The organism is Corallococcus sp. NCSPR001 (genome assembly GCF_017309135.1).
Classification (GTDB): Bacteria; Myxococcota; Myxococcia; order Myxococcales; family Myxococcaceae; genus Corallococcus.
This window is the reverse complement of sequence record NZ_JAFIMS010000002.1, coordinates 1402442-1423697: the sequence shown is the minus strand read 5'-3', so window position 1 is coordinate 1423697 and position 21256 is coordinate 1402442. Positions and strand designations below refer to the sequence as shown.

Genomic DNA, 21256 nt, shown 5'->3' with positions numbered 1-21256 from the left:
GGCCTTCTTCAGCGGTCGAAGTGCTGGACGTCCGCGCGGCCGGGCTTGTTCGGCTTGGGGCCCGAGCGGGGTCCCGCGTTCACGTCCGGGGGCAGCAGTGAGCGCAGCAGGTCCGGCGACACGTTGAGCTCGCCGATGCGCTGGGCGTTCTCGCCCATCTCGCGGAAGGCCAGGGCGATGTGGAGCGCGGGGTCGCCGCCGTTGGCGGACGTGGCCAGCAGCGTCTTCCAATCCACGTTCTTCACCGGCTCCAGCGTCTTCTCCAGGGTGTACGCGCGCGCGTCCGCGGACTGGCGCTCGTTCTGGGCCCAGCGCTCCATGAGGGCGGCGCGCTGCTCCTCCACCGCGATGTCCGCGGCCATCTTCGCCTCGCGAATCTGGCGCTGGCGCTCCTCCACCACCAGCTCCGTGGCCAGCTCGCTCTCCTTGATGCGGCGCTCCTGCTCCACGGCCGCGTTGCGGCGGGCGTAGATGGCCTCGTCCGCTTCCCGCTGGAGCCCTTCGCGCGCGGCGGCCTCCAGGGCGCGCGCCATCTCCGGCGTGGGCTGGATGGAGAGCACGGAGAAGGCCATCACGTGCACGCCCAGCGACTTCACGGATTCGGCCTCCGCCAGCGCCGCCAGCACCCGGGCCTCCAGGAGGTCGGACTGCACCAGCACCTCGCGCAGGCTCAGGGACTGCACCACCGCGCGGGCGCGCACCTGCGCGGCCTGCACCAGCCGGTCCGCCAGCTTCTCCGGGTCGTCCGAGCGGTGACGCCCGCCCGGGGTGATGGAGTAGTCCAACAGCCCCGCGAGCCTCCGAGGGTCCTCCACCCGGTACGTCAGCTGCCCTTGAATCGTCACCGGCTGGAAGTCCCGGGTGACCTCATTGAAGGCGAACGGGACGTCCGAGCTGGACAGGGGCACCGCCACCAGCGTCGTCGCGGGTTTCCAATAGAGGAACGACAGGCCCGCGCCCTCACGGACCACCTCGCCGTCCCGGTACTGCATCACGTACGTGGTCGGCGTTGACTTCATGTACCCGATGAACATCCGCGCATCCCCCTCACCTGCTGCATCTGGTTTGTGTAACCTGGACACCATCTTAGTGTCATCTATACACGTTCGCAACAGGGAGTGCGGGAAAGGGGTGTAGGTGGCGTGGATGCCGGTGGACGGGGTGGGCCCGGGCGTCCTTGAATCGGGGCATGACGCGCAAGCTCGGGGAGCAGTTGATCCTGGATGGAGTGCTGACGCCGGAGGTGCTGTCCCGGGCGCTCGCGCGGCAGAAGGAGACGGGGCTGAAGCTGGGCGAGTGCCTGGTGCGGCTGGGCGTGGACGAGACGCCGGTGTTGCGGCTGCTCGCGCAGGAGCTGAAGACGCGCTTCGTGTCCACGGAGAAGCTGGCGCAGGCGAAGGTGGACGCGGCGCTCCTGGAGAAGGTGCCGGTGCGGCTGGCGGAGGGCTTCGACTTCATGCCGCTGCGGCTGGTGCAGGACGCGCTGTATGTGGCCATCTCCGAGCCGCAGCGGCAGCGGGCGTTGGAGGAGATCGCGAAGACGGTGGGCGTGGCGCAGGTGCTGCCGTTCGTGGCGGTGCGCAGGTCCATCCGCGCGGCCATCCGCAAGCACTACTACGCGGACGCGCACGCCTTCGAGCACCCGCCGGAGGACCTGGCGTGTCCGCACTGTGGCGCGTCGTGCAAGCCGGGGGACTTCCAGTGCGCGCGCTGCGAGCTGCTGCTCGTGAGGAGCGTGGAGGACCTGCCGCCCCGGGACAACGTGTCGCTGGTGCGCGCGCTGCTCACGAGCCCGGAGCAGACGGGAGCGCGCGGCGTGCCCCGTCCGCCGCAGCAGGAGGCGACGCGGGTGGTGACGTTCCAGGCGCAGGCGAAGGGGCCGCCGGTGCGGCCGGTCATCGTGGCGGGGCTGGACCTGGTGAACCGGCCGCTGAGCCCATTCGAGGCGTACGTGCTGTCGTTCGTGGACGGGCGCACGGCGCTGTCGGACATGGCGCTCATCACGAAGGTGACGGAGCTGGAGCTGCGCGCGGTGTTCGAGTCGCTGTCGGAGCGCGGCGTGACGAAGCTGGTGGGCACGCTGGCGTCGGCGGAGGTGGCGTTCACGGGGGATGGCGTGCCCGCGTTCGGGCGGAGTGAGCCGAAGACCGTGCCTTCGGCCGCGAAGGCGGTGGCCCGTGCTCCGGGAGCCAAGACACAGGCGCCGATGCCTTCGGTGTCGCTGGCCTCGGCGCTGACGTCGAAGCCGCCTCCGGTGGCGCCGGCTCCGGTGGCCCGGAAGGAGGACGCGCAGGAGGAGGTGCTCCAGCGAGTGGTGCGGCTGGAGCAGGCGGGGAAGCTGGCGGAGGCGCTGGACCTGCTGGAGCGCAGCATCGGGCTGTTGCCGAAGCCCGCGCCGCTCTACAACCGCATGGGGATGATCCTCCTGAACCACCAGCGCGACTACGAACGCGCCAGTGCGTTCTTCCAGAAGGCCTCGGACCTGGAGCCGGAGAACAGCGTCTACACAATGAACCTGTACTCCGTGCTGGCGCTCAACGCCGAAGCCACGAACGCGGGACAGAAGAAGCCCCGGCGTTGAAGAGGTCCACATGCCCTCCCCTTCCGAGTCGTACCTGCTGGACTTCCACGCGCGCCTCGCGGGCGTGACTTCGAAGTGGTTCGGACAGGCGCCCGTGCGGTGGGATGGAGAGACAGCGCCTTCGACCTATGCGCTGCTGGAGGCGGTCGTGCCTCTCGATGCGCGGCCACTGGCGGTGCTCGACCTGGCTTGTGGGGATGGGTATCTGCTGGAGTTGCTCGCTCGGAGGAAGCAGCCCGGGCTGTATTTGCTGGGGCTCGATATGAGTGAGCACGAGCTTGTTGCGGCGCGAACTCGACTGAATGGCGCTGCGACACTGTTCCAGGGACGGGCGCAGTCGCTTCCGTTCGGAGATGCCAGCGTCGATGTCGTGTTGAGCCACCTGGCGCTCATGCTGATGGACGATGTGGAGACCGTGCTCGCGGAGCTGCGGCGCGTGCTGAAGCCGGGTGGACGGGTGTCCATCGTCGTGGGTGGAGACCTGGTGTCGGGCAATGCGTTGGAGGTGTTCGCCGGATTCATGAAGAACGCGGCGGCGGTTCCTCCCACGCGGCTTGGCGACGCTCGGGTCCGCTCCGCGGACGGACTGCGGACACTCTTCGCAAAGGGCTTCGTGGACGTCACGGTGCGGTCCCTCTCCGTGCAGGGCGATGGCTCGCCGAGCGAGGTCTGGGAGTCGCTGCTCACGACGTATGACGCGGACCGCCTGTCCCCGGCGGCCCAGGCGTCGCTCAAGGCCTCGTTTACTCAGGCCGTGGAGCCGCTGCGGCGCTCGGATGGCAGCGTTCCGCTGCGGTGGGGCATGCGGCAGCTGACCGCGATCCGGACGCCCTGAGCATCAGATGGAGGTCCGGGTGCTCAGGGGCCGCTCGGCAACGACCGCCGACAGACGAACCCCTCCTGAGTGGGAGTAAAGGCCGTTGCTCCGAGTTCCTCGAAGACGTGCCGCAAGATTGAAGTCAGCTTGCCCCCGAAGACCTCGATTTCGGACCACGGGGGATCATGTGCGAACTCACCATGGTGCACGTTCACGTCATCGGCGATCCTGGCGCACATCTCCTCAAGAGATTCTCCCTCGAACGTGGCGAATGACGTGACGCCCACCGCAAGAGGATCGGCTGCCGCTTCCACCAGGCCGCTCTTCCAGATGCCTTGGATGACGGGAGTGTTCTCGCGCGACTCAACGACCCATACGTGGAAGACGCGAGCCAGCTCAGCCACCCGGTCTCCGAAGCCCGGATCCACCACGATCCCCACTTTGTGCGGCGGCATTGGCATGGCGCGGTCCCAACCCGGCTCACGCGGCCGGCGTCCACGGAACGACGTGCAGCGTGTCGCCGTCCTCCGTGGGCTTCGTCTCGTGGAGCGTCATCGCGAGAGCCCCCGCCGCGTCGCGCGTGTGATGCACGATGAGCGAGTGGACGGGAGTCCCAGGCATGGCCTCCGTCAGCCAGGCGTAGCCCTCCTCGGGGGTCTTCGCTTCCAGGACGCAGACCGTGGCGTGTCCTGTCTGCGACGCGGTGCAGAGCATCCGCATGTCCTCCAGCGTGCGCACCTCGTCCGCGAAGACGAGGTCCGGGTCCTGCCGCAGGAATGAACGCAGCGCCTGCACCAGCTTCAGCTCCCCTCCCACCTTCACGACGCCAATCGCTCCACCGGGTCCGCCCTTCGGCTCCTCCACCGCCGCCAGCGCGTGCACGTTGTCCGGCAGCGCGTCCATCACGGCGCGCAGGGTCGTGCTGCGGCCCGTGTTGGAGGCTCCCGTGAGCAGCACCACCTGGCCGTTGAACAGCGTCTTGTCCAGGCGGTTGAAGAGCCCCTTGAGGAACACCGCCGCTTCCGCGGAGAGCGGGAGACTGGTGATGCTCGGGTACGCTTGGCGCGTCTCCCGGTCCCTCGCCAGCGCCGTGGTCCAGGTACCCAGTGCGTCTTCGCGGAACGACACGCGGAACTCGAGGTCTGGATCCACCGCGCCCACCGGGAAGGCCACATGGCCCCGGTCCGGCATCACCGGATCCGCGCCCCGCTTCGCGTACTCCGTCAGCGCCTTCCCCAGCGGCCGGTACAGCTCGTATGCCATGGGCTGACGCACCGGCACCCGCTCCGCGCCCAGCAAGCCCACCGTGCCCGGCGTGTCCTTCTCGATGAAGAACAGCGTGATGCCCGCGTTGATCACCCGGCCGCCCGTCTCCGCTCGGGCTTCGTCGCCGTCGTCCTCGTCCACGACGCTGTCCGTGTCATCCGCCGCCCAGACGGAGAACATCGCCGCTCCTGCCCTGCCCGCGATGTCGAAGAGGGCCGCGGCCAATGCCTCCGGCGTCCTCGGCGATGCGGCCGCTCCGGACGGCGCCCGGCCTGCTTCGCCCAGCTTCTGGAGCAGGCTGGCGAACACGGCTTCCGGCGTGGCGGGGGCTTCGGACTCCGGGCTCAGCGTCGTCATGGGCGCGGACCATGGCATGGCCCGTCGCGGCCCGGCCACGGGGGAAACGGTCCCCGGGAAGCCTTCTCCTCCTTGAAAACCGGTACGGCTGCCGGCCTGCCTTGAGAACGGGCGAGGAAGCTCACAGGAGGGGCTCCCCTCCAGCGGGCGCTTGGGTAACATCGCTTGATGTTCAGGCGTCTCACCAACGCGCTGCGACGGCTGTGGCACCGCCCCTCCGAAAGCAGCCCCCCGGACCGGCAGAGTCTGCCCGGCGGTACCGAACCCACCGTCGCCTCGCCCCGGCGCTCGCGCGCGTCGGTCGCGGAGGAGACCTCGCCTCCGGTCCGCACCAGCCGCCCGCGCCGCCAGGCCGTCCGCATCGTCGCGCACGGGGCCGCCCCGCACGTCAGCAACCGCAAGACGGCCCGCCGCGCCGGCGTCACGCATCCGCGTTTCTACGACCTGCACGACGACTTCCGCGCCCCCGGCCGCTGGGAGCCCGGTGACCCGCTGGACCTGGAGGACAAGGAGGTGGGCGACGTGTGGATGTTCACCGCCGGGCGCCCCGTCAATCCGCCCGGGCCCCTCCACATCCCCAATGAGCAAAGGGCCGCCCCGCTGGACTTCAGCCTCGCTGGCGCCGGCCTCACCCCCGTGGTGCACCCGCGCGTCGCCGCCGTGTTCGCGCGCCTGGCGCCGGAGGACGTGCAGCTCATCCCCGTGGACATCGAGGGACAGCCGGAGCCGTACTTCCTCGTCGTCGCCACGCGCCTCATCCGCTGCGTGGATGAACCCGCCTGCCTGGAGCTCCACCGCTATGGCCCCGGCGACGGCGTCCCCTCGCGCGTGGGCCAGTACCGCTCCGTCCGGGGCCTGCGAATCGACCCCGCCCAGGTGGGCCGCGCCCGCGTGTTCCGCCCCTGGGGCTGGCCCGTCACCCTCGTCGTCTCCGAGGTCGTGAAGGAGGCCCTGGAGAAGGAGGGCGTCACGGGCGCGCGCTTCACGCCCGTCACCGACACCCGGCACTGAAGGCTCCGGAGCCGGGCCGGGCTACTCCTTCTCGATGTCCCGGTCCCACAACTGCACGCGGCCGTAGTCCGTGGACAGCCGGCGCACCATCTCCGCCGCCAGCGCCACCGAGCGGTGCTTGCCGCCCGTGCACCCCAGCGCCACCGTGAGGTACGCCTTGCCCTCCTTCTGGTAGCGCGGGAACAGGAACCGGCAGAGGTCCACGACCTTCTCCAGGAACGCCTGCGTCTCCTCGCGCTCCAGCACGTACCCGGACACCTTCGGGTTCTTGCCCGTGAGCCCCTTGAGCTCCGGCACGAAGTACGGGTTCGGCAGGAAGCGCACGTCGAACACCAGGTCCGCCTGCGGCGGCACGCCGTACCGGTAGCCGAAGGACATGATGGACAGGCTGGGCCCCGTCGTGGGCTCCGGGCTGAAGCGCCCCTGCACCATGCGCTTCAGGTCGTGCACGTTGAGCGCCGACGAGTCGATGACCTGGTCCGCCAGCTCCCGCAGGTCCTTCAGCGCCTCGCGCTCCCGGTGGATGCCCTCGGCCACCGTGCCATCCGGGGCCAGCGGGTGGCGGCGGCGCGTCTCGCTGAAGCGGCGCATGAGGCTGTCGTCGCTGGCGTCCAGGAAGAGCACGTCCACCTGGTGGCCCGCGCGGCGCACCTCCGCGAGCACGCGCGGCGCGTCCTTGAGGAAGACGCCCTCGCGCGCGTCGATGACCAGCGCCATGCGCTCGATGTTGCCGCCGCCCGCGAGCTCCGTGAGCTTGGGCAACAGGAGCACCGGCAGGTTGTCGATGCAGAAGAAACCGGCGTCCTCCAGCGCGCGGATGGCGGTGGACTTACCGGAACCTGACATGCCGGTGATGATGATGATCTGCTTCGCGGGGGCGGTCACTCGACCTCTTCTCCCAAGGTGCGGCGCATCGCCCCCTGGGCGATGGCTCGATTGAGTCGCTCGGCGAACTCTCGCGCCGAATGGTGGCCCTGAAGCTTCAACAACTGGTTGCGCGCGGCCACCTCCACGATGGTGGCCATGTTGCGTCCAGGACGCACCGGGACGACCGACAGGGGGATGTCCACGCCAACGATCTGCAGGTGCTTGTCCTCCACGCCCAGCCGGTCGTACTCCTGGTGCGGATCCCATTCCTGCAGTTCAATCACAAGCTCAATCTTCTTCTGTTCCCGGACGGCGGACACTCCGAAGAGGTCCTTGATGTTGATGATGCCCAGTCCGCGAATCTCCATGTGGTGCTTGATGACCGGATTGCCCGCGCCGTAGACGGCCCCCTTGCGCCGGGTGACGTCCACGATGTCGTCCGCCACCAGCCGGTGGCCGCGCATCACCAGGTCCAGGGCGATTTCACTCTTGCCGATGCCGCTCTTGCCCAAGAGCAGGATGCCCACGCCGAAGACGTCCATCAGCACGCCGTGCAGGCTGCTGGACTCCGTGAGCGCGTCCTCCAGGAAGCTCTGCACCCGCTGGATGAACTCGCTGGAGAGCAGCGGCGTCTTCATCAGCGACAGGCCCGCCGCCTCGCAGGCGTCCACCAGTGCACGCGGCACGTCCAGCGCCTTGGTGACCACCACGCACGCCAGGTCCTCTTCGCTGAAGAGTTTGGCCAGGGACGCGTGCTGCGCGTCCTCCGGCAGGGTGGCCAGGTAGGAGATTTCGGTGTTGCCGAAGACCTGGACGCGGTGCGGGTGGAGGTGCTCGGTGAAGCCCGCCAGCGCCAGGCCCGGCTTCTGGATGCGCGAGGAGTCCACCGTGCGAGCCAGCCCCTGGGTGCCCGCCATCAGGGTCAGCCGCAGGTCGTGGCCCTGGTCCTCGAGGAGCTGGGAGATGCGAATGGATTTCATCGTCGGGACCTGGATATCACCCACCGGCCTCCGGAGGTGAACCGCACCGTGTCCGCCGTCCCCCCCGCCTCCCCTACAGCCGCCCCCGGGGGCGGCGCCGGAACTCCAGGCGAAGCCCCCTTCGAGCGCCGGCTGGGCCTGCTCCTGCTGGGGGGCGTGCTCGTCCTGGGCGCGGCCTTCCGCCTGTACCGGGCGCTCCACGACGACGGCATCTACTGGCCGGACGAGGTCTACCAGAGCCTGGAGCCCGCCCACCGCCTGGTCTACGGCTACGGGCTGGTCGCCTGGGAGTTCGTCCAGGGGGCCCGGAACTGGGCCCTGCCGGCGCTGGTGGCGGGGGTGCTGGGGCTGGGGCGGTGGGTGGGGCTGACGGACCCGGCGGGCTACCTGGCGTGGGTGAAGGGCTTCTTCGCCCTGGTGGGCACGGCGACGGCGTGGGCCACGTGGCGGCTGGCCCGCGCGTCCGGGGCCTCCACCCTGGCGGCCTCCGGCGGGGCCGCCCTGTTCGCCCTGGCGTCGGTGCCGCTGTACTTCGCGCCCCGGGCCATGAGCGAGAACGCCTCCGTGCTGCCGGTGGTGCTGGGCCTGGCCCTGGCGCTGCCCAAGGCCGCGTCCCGGCGCGCGCTCATCACCGGAGCGTCCCTCTTGGGGCTGGCGGTGCTGCTGCGGCTTCAGAACGGCGTCTTCTGCGTGGGGCTGGTGGCGGTGCTCCTCTGCCGGCGCCAGTGGCGGCAGGCGGGCGTGGCGCTGGCGGTGCTGTCCGGGTGGGCGCTGGCCTTTGGCCTTTTGGACAGGCTCACCTGGGGGCGGTGGTTCCACTCGGCCATCGTCTACCTGGACTTCAACGTGGTGCAGGGCAAGGCGGCCCAGTGGGGCACGGAGCCCTTCGAGTACTACCCGCGCGTCCTGCGCACGGCGATGCCGGTGCTGACCGTCCTCACGGCCGCGCTGGCGGTGCTGGCCGTGCCCCGGGCGTGGGGGTTGTCCCTCCTGGCCGCGGCCTTCTTCCTCTTGCACGCGGTTCAACCGCACAAGGAGCTGCGCTTCCTGGTGCCGGTGCTGCCCCTGTTCGCGGCGCTCGCGGGCGTGGGGCTGGACTCCTGCATGCGGGTACTGCGCGGCACTCCGGCGAGGGCCACCGCCACGTTGGCGGTGGTGGCGGGGGCGCTGTTGTCCGGCGCGGGCGCGGGGGCGCTCACCTTCGGGGACGTGGGCCAGTACGAACGCGTGCGCCCCAGGGACAGCGCCTGGGACGACCAGGGCCACGTCAACCGGCTGCTGGAGGCGGCGGGCCGGCGCGACGACGTGTGTGGACTCAAGGTGGAGGCGGTGCACCTGGCGTGGACGGGGGGCTACAGCTACTTCCACCGGAAGGTGCCGCTGTATCCCCACAATGGCCCCGGGCGGGACTCCCGCCGCTTCAGCCACGTCATCACCCGGGCGGGCTTCGAGGGCGCGGGCACGCTGCTCATCCAGGACGGCCCGCTGGCGCTGGTGAAGCTGCCCGTGGCGGACTGCGCGCCGGACCCCGGCTACTCGTGGCGACTGCCCTGAGCGGGACAGTTGGGACGCGGAAGACCCTTCCGGCCCCCCCGCCGGGTTGGTAAGCCACGGCCATGCCCGAATCCGACTGCCTCTTCTGCAAGATTCGCGATGGCCTCATCCCGGCGAAGGTCGTCTACCAGGACGAAAACTGCCTGGCCTTCGAGGACATCAACCCCCAGGCCCCCACCCACGTGCTGTTCATCCCGCGCAAGCACATCCCCACGGTGAACGACGTCACGGCGGAGGACCGGGAGCTGGTGGGCAGCCTCTACGTCGGCGCGGCGAAGCTGGCGCGCGAGCGGGGCCACGCGGACACGGGCTACCGCGTGGTGATGAACACCCAGCGCGACGCGGGCCAGACGGTGTTCCACATCCACCTGCACCTGCTCGCGGGCCGCACCCTGCACTGGCCGCCGGGCTAACCTGCCTCCGGTTCGCCCGTCATGTTCAGCGCCCAGTCGTCGCCCCGGTCCCGCCGCGCCTACTCCCTGCTCGCCGTGCTGCTGGCGTCCGTGGCCGGCGCGGTCAACGCCATGGGGTTCGTGGCGCTGGGCGCGCACGCGTCCCACATGTCCGGGAACATGGCCACGCTGGGCGAGTCCCTGGCCCAGGGCCGCTGGGAGACGGCGCGGCTGCCCGCGCAGCTGATGGCGGTGTTCGTCGCCGGGGCCTTCTGCGCCACGGTGCTGCTGGACGCCTCGCGGCACCGCGAGCGGGGCCGTCACGTGGCCGCGCTGGGGGTGGAGGTGCTCGTGCTGGGGGGCGTGGGCGTGGGCCTCGCGTCCGGGCCGGACACGCGCGCGCCGGAGCTGCTCTGGGGCTTCGCCTTCGCCATGGGGCTGCAGAACGCGCTCGTCACGCGGGTGTCCGGCGCGGTGGTGCGCACCACGCACGTGACGGGGATGCTCACGGACATCGGCATCCAGTTGGTGCAGATGCTGGCGTGGGTGCGCGACGGCCTCCGCGGGGAGAACGCGCAGGGGCTGTGGCACCGCGTGCGGCGCCTGCCCTCCGCCGTGGAGTTCGAGCGCACGCGGCTGCACCTGGGCCTGGTGCTGGCGTTCCTCGTGGGCTGCACGCTGGGCCCCTACCTGTTCCTGCGCCACGGGGCCGTGACGCTGGTGCTGCCGTGCGCGGTGCTGGGCGCGCTGGCCGCCCTGGACGCGCGGCTGGCCGTCAAGCCCACGCCGTCCTCCACCGCGCCGGGCCGCTAGGGTGACGCGGGCTGGACCACGGCCCGCGTGGGTACGTCCATGACGTTCGGATTCGCCGCGGCGAGGCCCTGGGCCCTGGGGCGAAGCGCCTGGAGCACGCTGCTGCGCTCGTCCGTCCAGACGTATTCCGGCTCGCCGCGCAGCACCAGCCGGCGCACGCGCGCCTTGCCCTGGCTGAAGGTGGAGCCCCAGACGAACTCCGGGTCCGGGCTCAGCAGCATCCACGAGCTGGCCACCGCGTCACCGTCGCTGTCCCGCACGACGAGCGCCGCGGACAGTCCGGCGGCCCGCGCGTGCGCCAGGCTGATGGGCACCAGGTCCAGGTGCTGGTTGCTGATGTGCAGCGCCAGCACGCCGCGCGGCGCCAGGTGCTGGAGATAGAGCGCCACCGCCTCCTTCGTCAGCAGGTGCACCGGGATGGCGTCCGAGCTGAAGACGTCCAGCGCCAGCACGTCGAACTGGCGCGAGCCCTGCTCCAGCTCCTTCTCCAGGGAGATGCGCGCGTCGCCCTCGACGACCTCCACGTGCGCGGGCGTGTCCGTCAGCGTGCTGAAGAAGCCCCCCTGGCCCCTGGCGAGGCCGATGATGTCGGGGTTGATTTCGTAGAAGCGCACGTCGTCCCCGGCGGCCATCAGCGTGGCGCTGTTGCCCACGCCCAGCCCCAGCATGCCCACGCGCAGGCCGGTGGGCAGCCCCAGCGCCTGACGCGACCGGCGCTGCTCCGCGAGCGCGAGCCCCAGGCCAGCGTCCTGCGTGTAGTACGCCGTGGGGAGGCCGCGGCGCTCCGGGGGGATGTACTGCCAGCCGTGGGTGATGGCGCCGTGGCGCAGGACATACTGATGCTGCCGGGGGTCGTCCGGAAACAGCTCCAGCACGCGCACCACGCCGAAGAAGTTGCGCGCGGCGAAGCGCACGCGCCCCAGGTCCGTGAGGACGAGCACCGGCAGGTGCACCGCCACGCCCACCAGCAGCGCCCCGCGGAAGAGGCGCTGCGTGCGCGCCACCACCGTCTCCTCCTTCGGCTTGCGCATCAGCCCCGCGAAGGCCACCGCGCAGCACGCGGCCAGCGCCAGCGGGTGCTCCCAGTAGGAGGTGAAGATGGCGGGCGCGATGAGGTTGACGAACACGCCGCCCAGCACGCCGCCCACGGACACCCAGAGGTAGAAGGCGCTCAGGTAGCGCGGCGCCGGACGGCGGCGGTACAGCTCGCCGTGGCACACCATGGCGCCCGTGAAGAGCGCGGACGCGTGGAAGAGCACCTGCCACCCCAGGCCCAGCGCGGGGCCCTCCTTGTGCGCGTACGTCACCAGCACCACGGAGGCGATGAGCCCCACCGAGTACGGCGTGCGCGCGTAGAAGGACTCGCGCGAGAAGGCCAGGATGAAGGTGATGAGGTACACCGCCAGCGGCATCACCCACAGGAAGGGGCCCGCCGCCACGTCCTGGGAGAGCTTGTTCGTCGTGGCCAGCAGCAACACCGACGCGCACGTGCTCAGCGCCAGCCACGTCAGCGTGAGCCCCACGCCCGGACGCTGGGATGCCGACACGGGGGAAGCCTCGGAGCGAACCTCCGCGCCCGGGGACGGCGACGTGGCGGAGGGCTCCGGGGCGCGGCGCAGCAGGTCGCGCGCACAGGCGAGGACGCAGAGGACGAAGAGGACGAAGCCCACGGCCCAGCCCCATGCCTGGGCGCTCCGGCCCACCCAGGGCTCCACCAGGAACGGGTAGCCCAGGAGCGCCAGCAGCGAGCCCGCGTTGGAGAGCGCGTAGAGCACGTAGGGCGAGCGCTCCGGCCGCGCGCGGGCGAACCACGACTGGAGGAGCGGGCCGGTGGTGCTGAGCACGAAGAAGGGCAGGCCCAGCGTCGCGGCCAGCATCCGCATCAACCGGAGCACGGGCAGGTGGTCGTCCACGGGGCGCCAGCCGTCCCCTGGCGCCAGCGGAGAGCCCGTCCAGGAGGCCCTCGCCGCGAGCGCCGCCAGCGCCACCACCAGCAGGCCCAGGTGCAGGGCGGCCTGCGCGCGCGGGCGCAGCCGGGAGGCCACCGCGTGCGCGTAGGCGTAGCCCGCGAGCAGCACGGCCTGGAAGAACAGCATGCACGCGGTCCACACCGCGGGCGTGCCGCCGTACCACGGCAGGGCGTAGCGGCCCGCCAGCGGCTGGACGCCGAAGAGCAGGAAGGCGCTGGTGAAGATGGCGAGCGCGTAGCGCACCATGCGGCCTCTGGGGTGGGGGAGACGCACGGCGTAGGGTTCCCGCGCTCTGGGTGTTTCCCGCCAGGGCGACAGTCTTGTCAACACGGGCACGTCCCGGAGCCCGGCGAGCGGCCAGGCGGGCATCCGTCGGGGTGGGTGGGTGGCCCCATGGGACAGCCGCCCTAACTTCCCGGACGGACAGGCGCGGACTTCCTCGCGCCCGAGGGGGAAATCATGACGGGCTTCAAGCGCGCGGTGGGACTGGGACTGCTGGTGGGCGGCGCTCTGGGAGGCTGGGGTTGCGGCAAGGAGTCGCCCCCGGACGAGACGCGAGGGTTCCAGGACCCCGTCCAGCTCCAGCACCGCTCCCGCGCGGAACCGGCCGGCGAAAGCGCGGGCAGCCCGCTGCGCGACACCTCCAGCGAGGAGGGCGGCGGCAAGCCCTACAACAGCGACAGCCGCGGCTCGCTGGGCGGCGGCACCGCGGCTCCCAACCGGCTGGAGGGGAACACCGGCGCGGGCCAGCGGGTGGGCGGCAGCGGGGAGCTGGGCACGGGGCTCGCGGAGAGCTACCGGAGCGCGGCGCCTTCGCAGGGCACCGGTGGCTCCGGGCTCGACGCGGGCACCGGGGGCTCCGGGGGCATGGACGCGGGCACGGGAGGCTCCGGACGCGACGCGGGCATGGAGATGATGGACGCGGGCACGCGGCGCTGAGGCACGCCCCTGACGAGGGCGTCCTCGCGGACGCCTAGAAGTCCTGGCGGCGCTTCACGTTCCTCAACTGTTCGTGCAGGTCCTTCACCTGCTTGAGGGTCGGCGTCTCACTGCCGCCCACGATGAAGTCGTCCGCCAGCTTGTCGAAGAGGGTGCACTGCATCGACATGGCCTCGCAGCCATGGTTGTTCTTGAGCGACCGGAAGAGCGTCTTCGTCTGCGCCCATTCCTTCTCCAGCTCCGGAGGCAGGGTGCTCTCCTTGGCGGGCGCACGCGCTGGCGCGGGGCGCTTGGCGGGGCGTGCCGGCGCCGCCTTCTTCGCCGCGGGAGTGGGGGCGGCAGCGCCCTCCGCCGACGAACCCGGGCCGAGCAGGTCGTCCGCCAGCTCGTTGGTGTCCGTGGCATCCGGCTCGGTGGGGGCCTGCGCGGGCTCCGCGGCCACGTTCTGGGCAGGAGGCGTGTCCGTGGTTGCGGAAGGCGCGGGCGGACGGCCCTGGGGAGGCCCGGGCGGGATGGGAATCTGCTGCACCGGGGTGGGCGGAGGCGGCGTCGACGTCCGCGACTGCTCCAGGCCCGCGGCCACGCGCAGCTCGGGGACGAAGTAGAGCCCCGCGCCGACGATGCCCAGCGCGACGACCATCAGCAGCAGGAACACCAGCGCGGAGCGCAGCGCCCCACCCTTGCGGACCGGCGCGGGCTCGCGGCGTGAGGCACGCGGCGGCTCCGCGGGCTCCGGCCGCACCGGTATGGCCTTGCGCCGGGTCGAGTCGTCGCGCGACGTGCGCGAGGTGGACGACTCGTCCGGCTCCACGGCGGGCGCGGGGGCGCGGGCGACGGCGCGCATGCTCGACGCGGTGCTGGAGCGCGGGGGCGGCGTGCTCGGCGACGAACCGCGCACGGCGCGCCGGGACCCCGTTTTTCCGCGGGCCGGAGCGGTGGGGCCGGTGTCGGCCTCACGCTTGCCCGTGGACGAGGAGGTCTCGCGCAGCAGCGACTCGTCCAGCATCACGCGGGCCTGGGGCTCCTCACGGCGCGAGGCCCGGGGCATGGGGATGCGCGGGTGCGTGTCCGCGTCACCCTCGCGCGCGGCCGGGGCGTCGTCTGGCTCCGCGGAGATGTACGGCACGCTGGAGTCCGCCTCCAGCGCGCGGGCATCCACCGAGACCAGGTCCTCCGACGGCCGCGTGTCCTGCATCGTGGGCCGGGGAGCCGGGCCCGCATCGAGCGGCTCGGAGTCCTCTTCGGCTTCGAAGGAGCGCGAGGCGCTGGGTTGGATGGAGGGCACCTGGATGGTGGGCGCCGCGTACGACGGCAGCGGCACCGGCGCCGGACGGCTGCCATTCGACGGCGTCGTCACGCCAGGGCGCGAGGACGACAGGGACGGCATCGCGGCCGTGGGGCGCTGACCTTCCGGGATGCGGGCCTCCACGGCACGCGCGGGCTCGGCGGCGCGGGGCGAATCGAAGCCACGCAACGGCTCCGACGCTCGCACCGGCTCGTAGGCCGGCAGGGGCTCCAAGGCGCGAGCCGCATCGAACGCGGGCGGCGCCGCGGGACGGCTGCCGTTCGACGGCGTCGTGACGCCAGGCCGCGCCGACGCCAGGGACGGCATCGCGGCGGTGGGGCGCTGGCCTTCCGGGATGCGCACCTCCGCGGCGCGAAGCTCGGCGCCCGCGGAGCGGCCTCCTTCCGGGAGGGGCTCCGGCCACGGAAACGGGCTCTCCGGAAGCTCCTCGTCATCCGCGAACGGGCCGTCCGGCGGAGGCGGCGGCTCCATGAACGGCAGCGACTCCCCCGCCGATTCGAACCGCCCCGCCCCGGAGTCGAAGGAAGGCATCGGCGGAGGCGCCACCGGCCGCGACGCATCCACCGGCACGAAGGGCACGGGCCCCTCCGCGGTCCGCGCGGCGGCAACCGGCGCCATCGGAGGAGGCGGCACGCCCCGCGGGCCCACCGAATCGGAGAAGGGCAGCGAAGCCCCCCGCCCTCCCGCGTCCGCGAACGGCCGCGACACCGGCACGTCCGGCACCGGAGGCGCGTCGCGCGACGGCAGCCCTGGCTCCGCGTACGGCAGCGACGGGGCGCGCGGCGCGGTGGGCTCGCCCTGCGACTCGGAGCCCGGCAACGCGTCCGCGCGGGGCGCGGTGGGCTCGCCGAGCGCCGGGGCCTGCTCCTCCGCGGCGCGGTCCGAGGGCAACCGGATGGCGGGCAGGCCCTCGAGGATGGTGGGCCGGTCCATCGCGTCCTGGCGGACCTCCACCGTGGGCGACGGCTCCGACGACGCGGGGCTGGGCCGCATCTTCGCGCGGGCCGCCTCCTCCAGCGCCTCCACCGGGAACGCGGGGCGCGTGGACTCGTCCACCATCACGCCGGGGCGCGTCTCACCGTCGTCGCGCGCGCCGCCGCCGTCCTCGCGGCTCCGGGGCGTGGGGTGGAAGGACAGCGGCTCCACCGGACCATCCAGGCGGATGGTCTTGGGCGGCAGCGGGGGCGCCTGCATCGCCGGGCGCGGCGCGGGGGCCAGCGCCTCGTACGTACCGCTGCCTCGCACGTCGCGCGACACCTCGCGCAGGGACGTCAGCAGACGGCGCTCGGACTGGTAGTCCGCGGAGAACAGGTCGCGCATGAACTTGCTGACGCTCTCCGGGCCCGCGCTGGTGTCGATCTCCATCAGGCACGCCTGCAGGCGCCCCCGGAAGTCCTCCGCGTTCTGGAAGCGCTGGGCCGGATCCACCGCCAGCGCCTTCGCCACCAGCTGCGACACCGCCGGCGGCGTCAGCGGCTCCACCTCACCGAGCGGCGCCACCTTCGGGTTCGCCACCGCGGACATCAGTTCGCCCGGCGGCAGCGCGTCGAAGGGGTTCTTGCCGGAGATGAGCTCGTAGAGGCACAGGCCCACCGCGTACAGGTCGCTGCGGCGGTCCACCGGCTGGTGCCGGGCCTGCTCGGGCGACATGTAGAGGAACTTGCCCAGGATGATGCTGGGGTTCGTCTTCGCCGCCGACAGCCGGCTCTTGGCCAGGCCGAAGTCGATGACCTTCACCTCCCCCTCGTAGGAGATGAGGATGTTCTGCGGCGAGATGTCCCGGTGGACGAGCTTCAGCTCCTTCTCTTCCTCGTCCCGCTTGCGGTGCGCGTACGCCAGCGCGTCCAGCACCCGGCCCATCACGTACAGCACGAAGGTGAGCGGCAGCGGCGTCTGCCGGTCGCGCACGCGCGCGGCCACCTTGCGCAGGTCCTTGCCGTCCACGTACTCGAGGGCCATGTAGGCCTCGCCCTCGTGCACGCCCATGTCCAGCACCTGCGCGATGGAGCCGTGCCCCAGCCGCACCAGCGTGCGCGCCTCACCGACGAAGCGGTCGACGAAGTCCTGGTCCTCCGCGAACTGCGGGAGGATCTTCTTGATGACGCACAGCTTCTCGAAGCCCTGCGCGCCCTCCAGGCGGGCGAGGTAGATCTCCCCCATGCCGCCGGTGGCCAGGTGCGACAGGAGCGTGTACCGGCCGAAGGGCTGCGGCCGGAAGGGACGCAATCGGGCGGGCTGGGTCGAAGAGTTCATGCGGTGCGGGGGTCCACCACGGAAACCGCATTGAACCCCGGGCAGGGGGCCCGCTTCAACCCGTCAACCGGCCGCGCCGGCCGCCTCACCGGATACCGGGGTTGGTCAGCATGCCCATGTCCTCTTCAATCACCTCGAAAACCGCGACCTTGTCGCGGGGGGGCCGCACCACCCGCTCGCCCAGGGGCATCACGTCGAAGCGGGCCCCGGTGGCCGCCAGCAGCTTGCCGGTCATCAGCACCTGGCCGGGCGCCGCGGTGGAGGCCAGCCAGCCCGCCACCCCCATGCCCTCTCCCACGGCGCTGTACTCCGTGCGGGCCTCGGTGCCGATCATCCCCACCAGCGCCTTGGTGGAGTGCAGCGCGATCCGCAGGTCGCACCGCTCGTCCTGGGGCCTGCGGGCCATGCCCCGCTCCCAGTCCGCGCGCAGGGCCAGCGCCGCCCTCACCGCGCGCACCGCGTCGTCGCCCTTGGCGTAGGGCACGCCGAAGAGGGCGCGCATGGACTCGCCCAGGAAGCCTTCGACGGTGGCCTCGAAGCTGAAGACGATGCCGCTCATGCGCGCGTGGAAGTCGTTGAGCAGCTGCGTGGCCCGCGCCGCGCCCAGCCGGCTGACGACGCCGCCGAAGTCCGCCAGCTCCGCGTGCAGCACGGTGAGGTTCTTCTCCTCCAGGCCCGGCAGCCTGCCGCCCGTGCGCTGGGCCTCGGCGGCGCGGCGCTCGGCCACCTCCGGCGAGTGGTAGCGCTCCAGGTTGCGCCGCATCCGGTCCGTGCTGGAGCCGTCGCGCACGGCGAAGCGCTGCACGCCGCTGGCCACCAGGTGGGCCACCGCGGTGCACGCGTCCAGCATCAGCTCCAGGCTGGTGTCGCCCCCGCCGGGCACGTTGACGTAGAGCACGCCCGCGAAGGGCGGCTCGGTGCCGACGGGGATGCACAGCACCCGGTCCACGCCGTACATGATGACGCTCTCGCGTCCGGCGAAGCGGCGGTCGTCCTTCACGTCGCCCACGGCGATGGCGCGGCCCTGGCGGATGGCCTCGTCCACGATGGCGTCCGACACGGGCACTTCGCCCTTGGCCAACCGACCCCGGTGGCGCACCGCCGCGGGCACCAGCGGCCCGGTGGCGTGCTTGAGCAGCACCACCGCCGTGGTGGCGTCGGTGCGCTCCAGGAGCCGGTCCATCGCGGACTCCAGGAACGCGGTCAGCGTGCGCGCGGTGGCCAGCGCCTCCGCGGCGTGCACCAGCAGCACCAGCGTCTCGTACGACACGCGCGGGCTGGCGACGGCGGAGCCCGCGGGCACGGGCGAGGGACCGGAGAACGCATCGTCGAACGGCAGCGGCCCCACGTTGTCCAGGAGGCGCAGCACGTCCGCGTCCCTGACGTTCTTGGCCAGGAGCACGGAGGGGCCCACGTCCGTGCCGTGCCCGAAGCGCACGACGCCGCCCGCGCCCAGGTCCATCATCTCCGTTGCGGCGTTCTCCACCGTGTGCGGCTGGCGCACCGCCAGGGTGTTCTCCCCCAGCACCACGGTGTCGCCCGCGTTCAGGTGCTTGCTGCCCTGGAGCGGCGAGCCGTTCACCCGGCTGCCATTGCGGCTGCCCAGGTCCTCGATGCGCAGCACGTCACCTTCGACGTAGAGCCGCGCGTGCCGGCGCGACACCAGGTCGCCGCCCAGCACGATGTCGTTCTCGTCCGCACGGCCGAGGCTGGTGACGCCCTCCGGCAGGTCGTACGACGTGTCGAAGTAGCCGGGCCCGTTGATGATGATCTGCCACATCGGGCGCAAGACATTACACGACCTCCCAATCTTCCGAGAGTCCGAGACGCTTTCCCGTGGAAGACGGGCGTCCAGCCGAGGCCCCGGCAGCCCTCCCGCGTCGCGTCATACCCGGGGGGCTCCACCCCGATGCCGGGGTCGGAGTTCACCTGGGGCGGTGGATGAAGCGGAAATCACCCACGCGCAGCGTGCGGAATTGTGCTCAGGGCACACCGCCGTCGGGGAGCTGGCCGTTCACCACCGACAGCGCGTCCAGGTCGAAGCCGCCGGACGTGCCGCCGTAGCTGTTGAGCCCCGTGTCGGTGAGGCGCACGAAGCGCGCGCGGGGAAGGCCCACGTCCGCCAGGTCGAAGCCGTCCCCGCCCGCCACGGCCGGGTCGGTGGGGGACACGCCGTTGTCCGGTGCCGAGTGCACCGGGTGCGTGCCGGCACAGCCCGGGTAGCCGCCGTCCTTGTCGGTGGCGTCGCACGGGAAGTCGAACCAGGTGACGCCGTCGTCGCTGACGGACACCTGGGCCGTCTCCGCGAAGATGTCGCCGCCGAACTTCTGGAAGGCGTTCTCGAACACGAGCAGGTCCACGCCCGGGCCGTCCACCGCGAACAGGTCGGTGAACTCCAAAGTGATGGAGCCGCCCCGCCCCAGCGACAGCACGTCGAGCGAGCCGGTGTTCTGCCCCGCCCCCACCGGAGGCCCGAGCACGATGTCCGGGAAGCGGTCCTGCCCGAAGCCGGCCGAGTCGCCGAACGCGTACGCCGTCACGCGGTCCGCGAACGGATCCACCGGCCGCGAGCCCGCGTCGACACCGGCATCGGCGTCCGTCCCCGCATCGGCCTCCGTGCCTGCATCGGGGACACCGGCATCCGTCTGGATGCCGGCATCCACGAGTTCCTCCCCCGGAAGCGGTCCGGGCTCGGACTCGCCCGTGCACGCGCCCAGGGCCAGCAGCGCGCCGAGCGCGAGCAGCGGGCGCTTCATCACTGGCCCTGCCGGATGCGCACGAGGCGGCGGCCGTTGACGTCCTTCACTCCCACGAGCAGGTCCGCGCCCAGCGACGACAGCAGGTCCACATTCGTGCACGCGTCCGCGGCGTTGAGCACCGCCGTGCGCGTGCCCACGCTGATGGGCTGGCCGCCGCCCAGGCCGGGCGTGAGCGAGAAGCGCGACACGTCCGTGACGCCGAAGCCCGCGGCGCCGTAGGCACCGCGCACCACCGCCACGCCGTTGCCGAAGCTCGCGGCGTTGTTGAAGTCAGAGCCCACGTCCACCTTCGGCTCGTTCGTGAGAACCACCGGCGTGCGATTGGCCAGCGCCTCGCCCAGCTTCGCGTTGGACACGGCGTGCGCCACGTTCACGTACGTGTCCGCCTCCGCGTAGCCGAACACCGAGATGCCGTTGTCCGCGACGGCGGTGAAGCCGCTGGCGCCCACCTGCGCCGGGAAGTCCACCACCTTCACGGCGACGTAGGGCTTGGCGGAGGTCACCAGCGCGTAGATGCCCAGGTCTCCCGACACGGTGTCCAGGCCGCCGCCGTTGACGAAGAACGCGTCCGTGGTGCCCGCGGCGGTGTAGTTGGACGGAGCGTTGAGGTAGGCCGTCGCGTCGCGCCCGGACGCATCCACCACCGCGACGGAGCCCGGCGCGGGGAAGCCGCTCTTCGTGTAGCCCGCGAGCAGGCGCGTGCCGTCATAAGCCAGGTAGTAGGACGGGAAGGTGGCGGTCGGGTTGGAGCGATCCGCGGGCGCGATCACCGTGTCGATCGCCGCGCTCCCCAGCGCCACGTCCGGCCAGGTGCCCAGCGCGAAGACATCGCGGCCCGTGGCCGTCTCGCGCAACCCGAAGAGCGAATGCGTGGGGCCGGGCGTGGACACCACCGCGAGCACCTCCGTGGACAGGTCCGCGGACTCCGCGACGCTGAAGCCCGCCTGGAGCTGGAGCGTGCCCAGCACCTGCTCGCGAGGCAGCGGGGCGCAGGCGACCGTGCCGCCATCCGTGTCGGTGCCACCATCGGTCTCCGTGCCCGCGTCGGTGCCGGTGCCCGCGTCGGCCTCCGTGCCCGCGTCCGTGCCGGTGCCCGCGTCGTCCTCTTCGATGTCGACGACGACCTGGGTGCACTTCTCCTCGACGCAGGCCCAGGCCTGGCCCGCCGGGGCGGCGCCCTTGTCGCGGCAGTCGAAGGCGTCCACGCACTCATCGTCGCCGCAGCCCGTGCCGCCCAGCACCACCGCCAGCAGGGCGCCCATCAGCGCCGCGCGCTGGCCCTTCGTGCCCATCCGCTTCATGTCGGTCCGCATCGCGTCCTCGCTCCTGGCCTTCCCGCACGAAAGGCGGAAGGCATTGCCCTGGCGGGAGGCTTTCGCGGACGGAAGGCA

At 72.0% G+C, this 21256-nt stretch carries 17 protein-coding genes; 7 read left to right on the top strand and 10 right to left on the bottom strand.

Annotated elements, in window-relative coordinates; translation table 11 throughout:
* Positions 1–8: 8 nt before the first annotated feature.
* Positions 9–1034 carry an SPFH domain-containing protein gene (locus tag JYJ93_RS07950; protein ID WP_206787662.1) on the bottom strand — a complete coding sequence of 342 codons (1026 nt, stop codon included), beginning with the start codon at positions 1032–1034 and terminating at the stop codon, positions 9–11.
* A 155-nt stretch (positions 1035–1189) separates the two neighbouring features.
* Here JYJ93_RS07950 and JYJ93_RS07945 point away from each other — a divergent pair, with 155 nt between their 5' ends.
* Both JYJ93_RS07945 and JYJ93_RS07940 read left to right on the top strand, forming a co-directional pair.
* Positions 1190–2581 (top strand): general secretion pathway protein GspE, encoded by a 1392-nt coding sequence (locus JYJ93_RS07945; protein ID WP_206787661.1) that lies wholly within the window; start codon positions 1190–1192, stop codon positions 2579–2581.
* Positions 2582–2591: 10 nt separating this feature from the next.
* Positions 2592–3416, top strand: coding sequence for a class I SAM-dependent methyltransferase (locus JYJ93_RS07940; protein ID WP_206787660.1), 825 nt, complete (start codon positions 2592–2594; stop codon positions 3414–3416).
* 23 nt (positions 3417–3439) lie between these two features.
* On the opposite strand, the gene JYJ93_RS07935 is transcribed toward JYJ93_RS07940, so the two are convergent.
* Together JYJ93_RS07935 and JYJ93_RS07930 are read right to left on the bottom strand one after the other, a co-directional pair.
* The gene (locus JYJ93_RS07935) at positions 3440–3859 is read right to left on the bottom strand and encodes a hypothetical protein (protein ID WP_206787659.1); all 420 of its coding nucleotides are present in this window, start codon (positions 3857–3859) and stop codon (positions 3440–3442) included.
* A 19-nt stretch (positions 3860–3878) separates the two neighbouring features.
* A complete protein-coding gene (locus JYJ93_RS07930; protein WP_206787658.1) occupies positions 3879–5021 on the bottom strand; it encodes an ATPase, T2SS/T4P/T4SS family in 1143 nt (380 codons plus the stop codon).
* Positions 5022–5189: 168 nt separating this feature from the next.
* Here JYJ93_RS07930 and JYJ93_RS07925 point away from each other — a divergent pair, with 168 nt between their 5' ends.
* Positions 5190–6032, top strand: a complete 843-nt coding sequence (locus tag JYJ93_RS07925; protein ID WP_206787656.1) for a DUF1629 domain-containing protein — start codon at positions 5190–5192, stop codon at positions 6030–6032.
* A 21-nt stretch (positions 6033–6053) separates the two neighbouring features.
* On the opposite strand, the gene rapZ is transcribed toward JYJ93_RS07925, so the two are convergent.
* Positions 6054–6917 (bottom strand): RNase adapter RapZ, encoded by an 864-nt coding sequence (rapZ, locus tag JYJ93_RS07920; protein ID WP_206787655.1) that lies wholly within the window; start codon positions 6915–6917, stop codon positions 6054–6056.
* Positions 6914–7879 (bottom strand): HPr(Ser) kinase/phosphatase, encoded by a 966-nt coding sequence (gene hprK, locus JYJ93_RS07915; RefSeq protein WP_206787654.1) that lies wholly within the window; start codon positions 7877–7879, stop codon positions 6914–6916. The genes rapZ and hprK overlap by 4 nt, the downstream gene beginning before the upstream one ends.
* Before the next feature lie 48 nt (positions 7880–7927).
* Between hprK and JYJ93_RS07910 the strand changes: the two genes are divergently transcribed.
* From JYJ93_RS07910 to JYJ93_RS07900, 3 genes are all read left to right on the top strand, one after another.
* Positions 7928–9433: a hypothetical protein gene (locus JYJ93_RS07910; RefSeq protein WP_347402694.1), complete on the top strand. Its 1506-nt coding sequence runs from the start codon at positions 7928–7930 to the stop codon at positions 9431–9433.
* A 62-nt stretch (positions 9434–9495) separates the two neighbouring features.
* Complete coding sequence (locus tag JYJ93_RS07905) at positions 9496–9846, top strand: histidine triad nucleotide-binding protein (RefSeq protein ID WP_206787653.1); 351 nt, start codon at positions 9496–9498, stop codon at positions 9844–9846.
* 21 nt (positions 9847–9867) lie between these two features.
* On the top strand, positions 9868–10638 hold the full coding sequence (locus JYJ93_RS07900; RefSeq protein ID WP_206787652.1) for a YoaK family protein: 771 nt from the start codon (positions 9868–9870) through the stop codon (positions 10636–10638).
* Here the strand turns inward: JYJ93_RS07900 and JYJ93_RS07895 are convergent.
* On the bottom strand, positions 10635–12854 hold the full coding sequence (locus JYJ93_RS07895) for a ferrichrome ABC transporter permease (protein WP_206800186.1): 2220 nt from the start codon (positions 12852–12854) through the stop codon (positions 10635–10637). The genes JYJ93_RS07900 and JYJ93_RS07895 overlap by 4 nt on opposite strands.
* Before the next feature lie 213 nt (positions 12855–13067).
* On the opposite strand from JYJ93_RS07895, the gene JYJ93_RS07890 reads away from it, so the two are divergent.
* Positions 13068–13547, top strand: coding sequence for a hypothetical protein (locus tag JYJ93_RS07890; protein WP_206787651.1), 480 nt, complete (start codon positions 13068–13070; stop codon positions 13545–13547).
* Positions 13548–13581: 34 nt separating this feature from the next.
* Here JYJ93_RS07890 and JYJ93_RS07885 read toward each other — a convergent pair whose 3' ends face one another.
* From JYJ93_RS07885 to JYJ93_RS07870, 4 genes are all read right to left on the bottom strand, one after another.
* Positions 13582–17106 (bottom strand): serine/threonine-protein kinase, encoded by a 3525-nt coding sequence (locus tag JYJ93_RS07885; RefSeq protein WP_206787650.1) that lies wholly within the window; start codon positions 17104–17106, stop codon positions 13582–13584.
* Between the two features lie 85 nt (positions 17107–17191).
* Complete coding sequence (locus tag JYJ93_RS07880; RefSeq protein ID WP_206800184.1) at positions 17192–18886, bottom strand: FHA domain-containing protein; 1695 nt, start codon at positions 18884–18886, stop codon at positions 17192–17194.
* 202 nt (positions 18887–19088) lie between these two features.
* A complete protein-coding gene (locus JYJ93_RS07875) occupies positions 19089–19862 on the bottom strand; it encodes a cell surface protein (RefSeq protein WP_206787649.1) in 774 nt (257 codons plus the stop codon).
* Positions 19862–21178 (bottom strand): hypothetical protein, encoded by a 1317-nt coding sequence (locus JYJ93_RS07870; protein WP_206787648.1) that lies wholly within the window; start codon positions 21176–21178, stop codon positions 19862–19864. The genes JYJ93_RS07875 and JYJ93_RS07870 overlap by 1 nt, the downstream gene beginning before the upstream one ends.
* Between the last annotated feature and the right edge of the window lie 78 nt (positions 21179–21256).

What these genes read in the sequence shown, in the direction of transcription:
- JYJ93_RS07950 (WP_206787662.1), bottom strand. Translation starts at nt 1,034, where the DNA reads ATGTTCATCGGGTACATGAAGTCAACGCCGACCACGTACGTGATGCAG.
- JYJ93_RS07945 (WP_206787661.1), top strand. Translation starts at nt 1,190, where the DNA reads ATGACGCGCAAGCTCGGGGAGCAGTTGATCCTGGATGGAGTGCTGACG.
- JYJ93_RS07940 (WP_206787660.1), top strand. Translation starts at nt 2,592, where the DNA reads ATGCCCTCCCCTTCCGAGTCGTACCTGCTGGACTTCCACGCGCGCCTC.
- JYJ93_RS07935 (WP_206787659.1), bottom strand. Translation starts at nt 3,859, where the DNA reads ATGCCAATGCCGCCGCACAAAGTGGGGATCGTGGTGGATCCGGGCTTC.
- JYJ93_RS07930 (WP_206787658.1), bottom strand. Translation starts at nt 5,021, where the DNA reads ATGACGACGCTGAGCCCGGAGTCCGAAGCCCCCGCCACGCCGGAAGCC.
- JYJ93_RS07925 (WP_206787656.1), top strand. Translation starts at nt 5,190, where the DNA reads ATGTTCAGGCGTCTCACCAACGCGCTGCGACGGCTGTGGCACCGCCCC.
- hprK (WP_206787654.1), bottom strand. Translation starts at nt 7,879, where the DNA reads ATGAAATCCATTCGCATCTCCCAGCTCCTCGAGGACCAGGGCCACGAC.
- JYJ93_RS07905 (WP_206787653.1), top strand. Translation starts at nt 9,496, where the DNA reads ATGCCCGAATCCGACTGCCTCTTCTGCAAGATTCGCGATGGCCTCATC.
- JYJ93_RS07900 (WP_206787652.1), top strand. Translation starts at nt 9,868, where the DNA reads ATGTTCAGCGCCCAGTCGTCGCCCCGGTCCCGCCGCGCCTACTCCCTG.
- JYJ93_RS07895 (WP_206800186.1), bottom strand. Translation starts at nt 12,854, where the DNA reads ATGGTGCGCTACGCGCTCGCCATCTTCACCAGCGCCTTCCTGCTCTTC.
- JYJ93_RS07890 (WP_206787651.1), top strand. Translation starts at nt 13,068, where the DNA reads ATGACGGGCTTCAAGCGCGCGGTGGGACTGGGACTGCTGGTGGGCGGC.
- JYJ93_RS07885 (WP_206787650.1), bottom strand. Translation starts at nt 17,106, where the DNA reads ATGAACTCTTCGACCCAGCCCGCCCGATTGCGTCCCTTCCGGCCGCAG.
- JYJ93_RS07880 (WP_206800184.1), bottom strand. Translation starts at nt 18,886, where the DNA reads ATGTGGCAGATCATCATCAACGGGCCCGGCTACTTCGACACGTCGTAC.
- JYJ93_RS07875 (WP_206787649.1), bottom strand. Translation starts at nt 19,862, where the DNA reads ATGAAGCGCCCGCTGCTCGCGCTCGGCGCGCTGCTGGCCCTGGGCGCG.
- JYJ93_RS07870 (WP_206787648.1), bottom strand. Translation starts at nt 21,178, where the DNA reads ATGCGGACCGACATGAAGCGGATGGGCACGAAGGGCCAGCGCGCGGCG.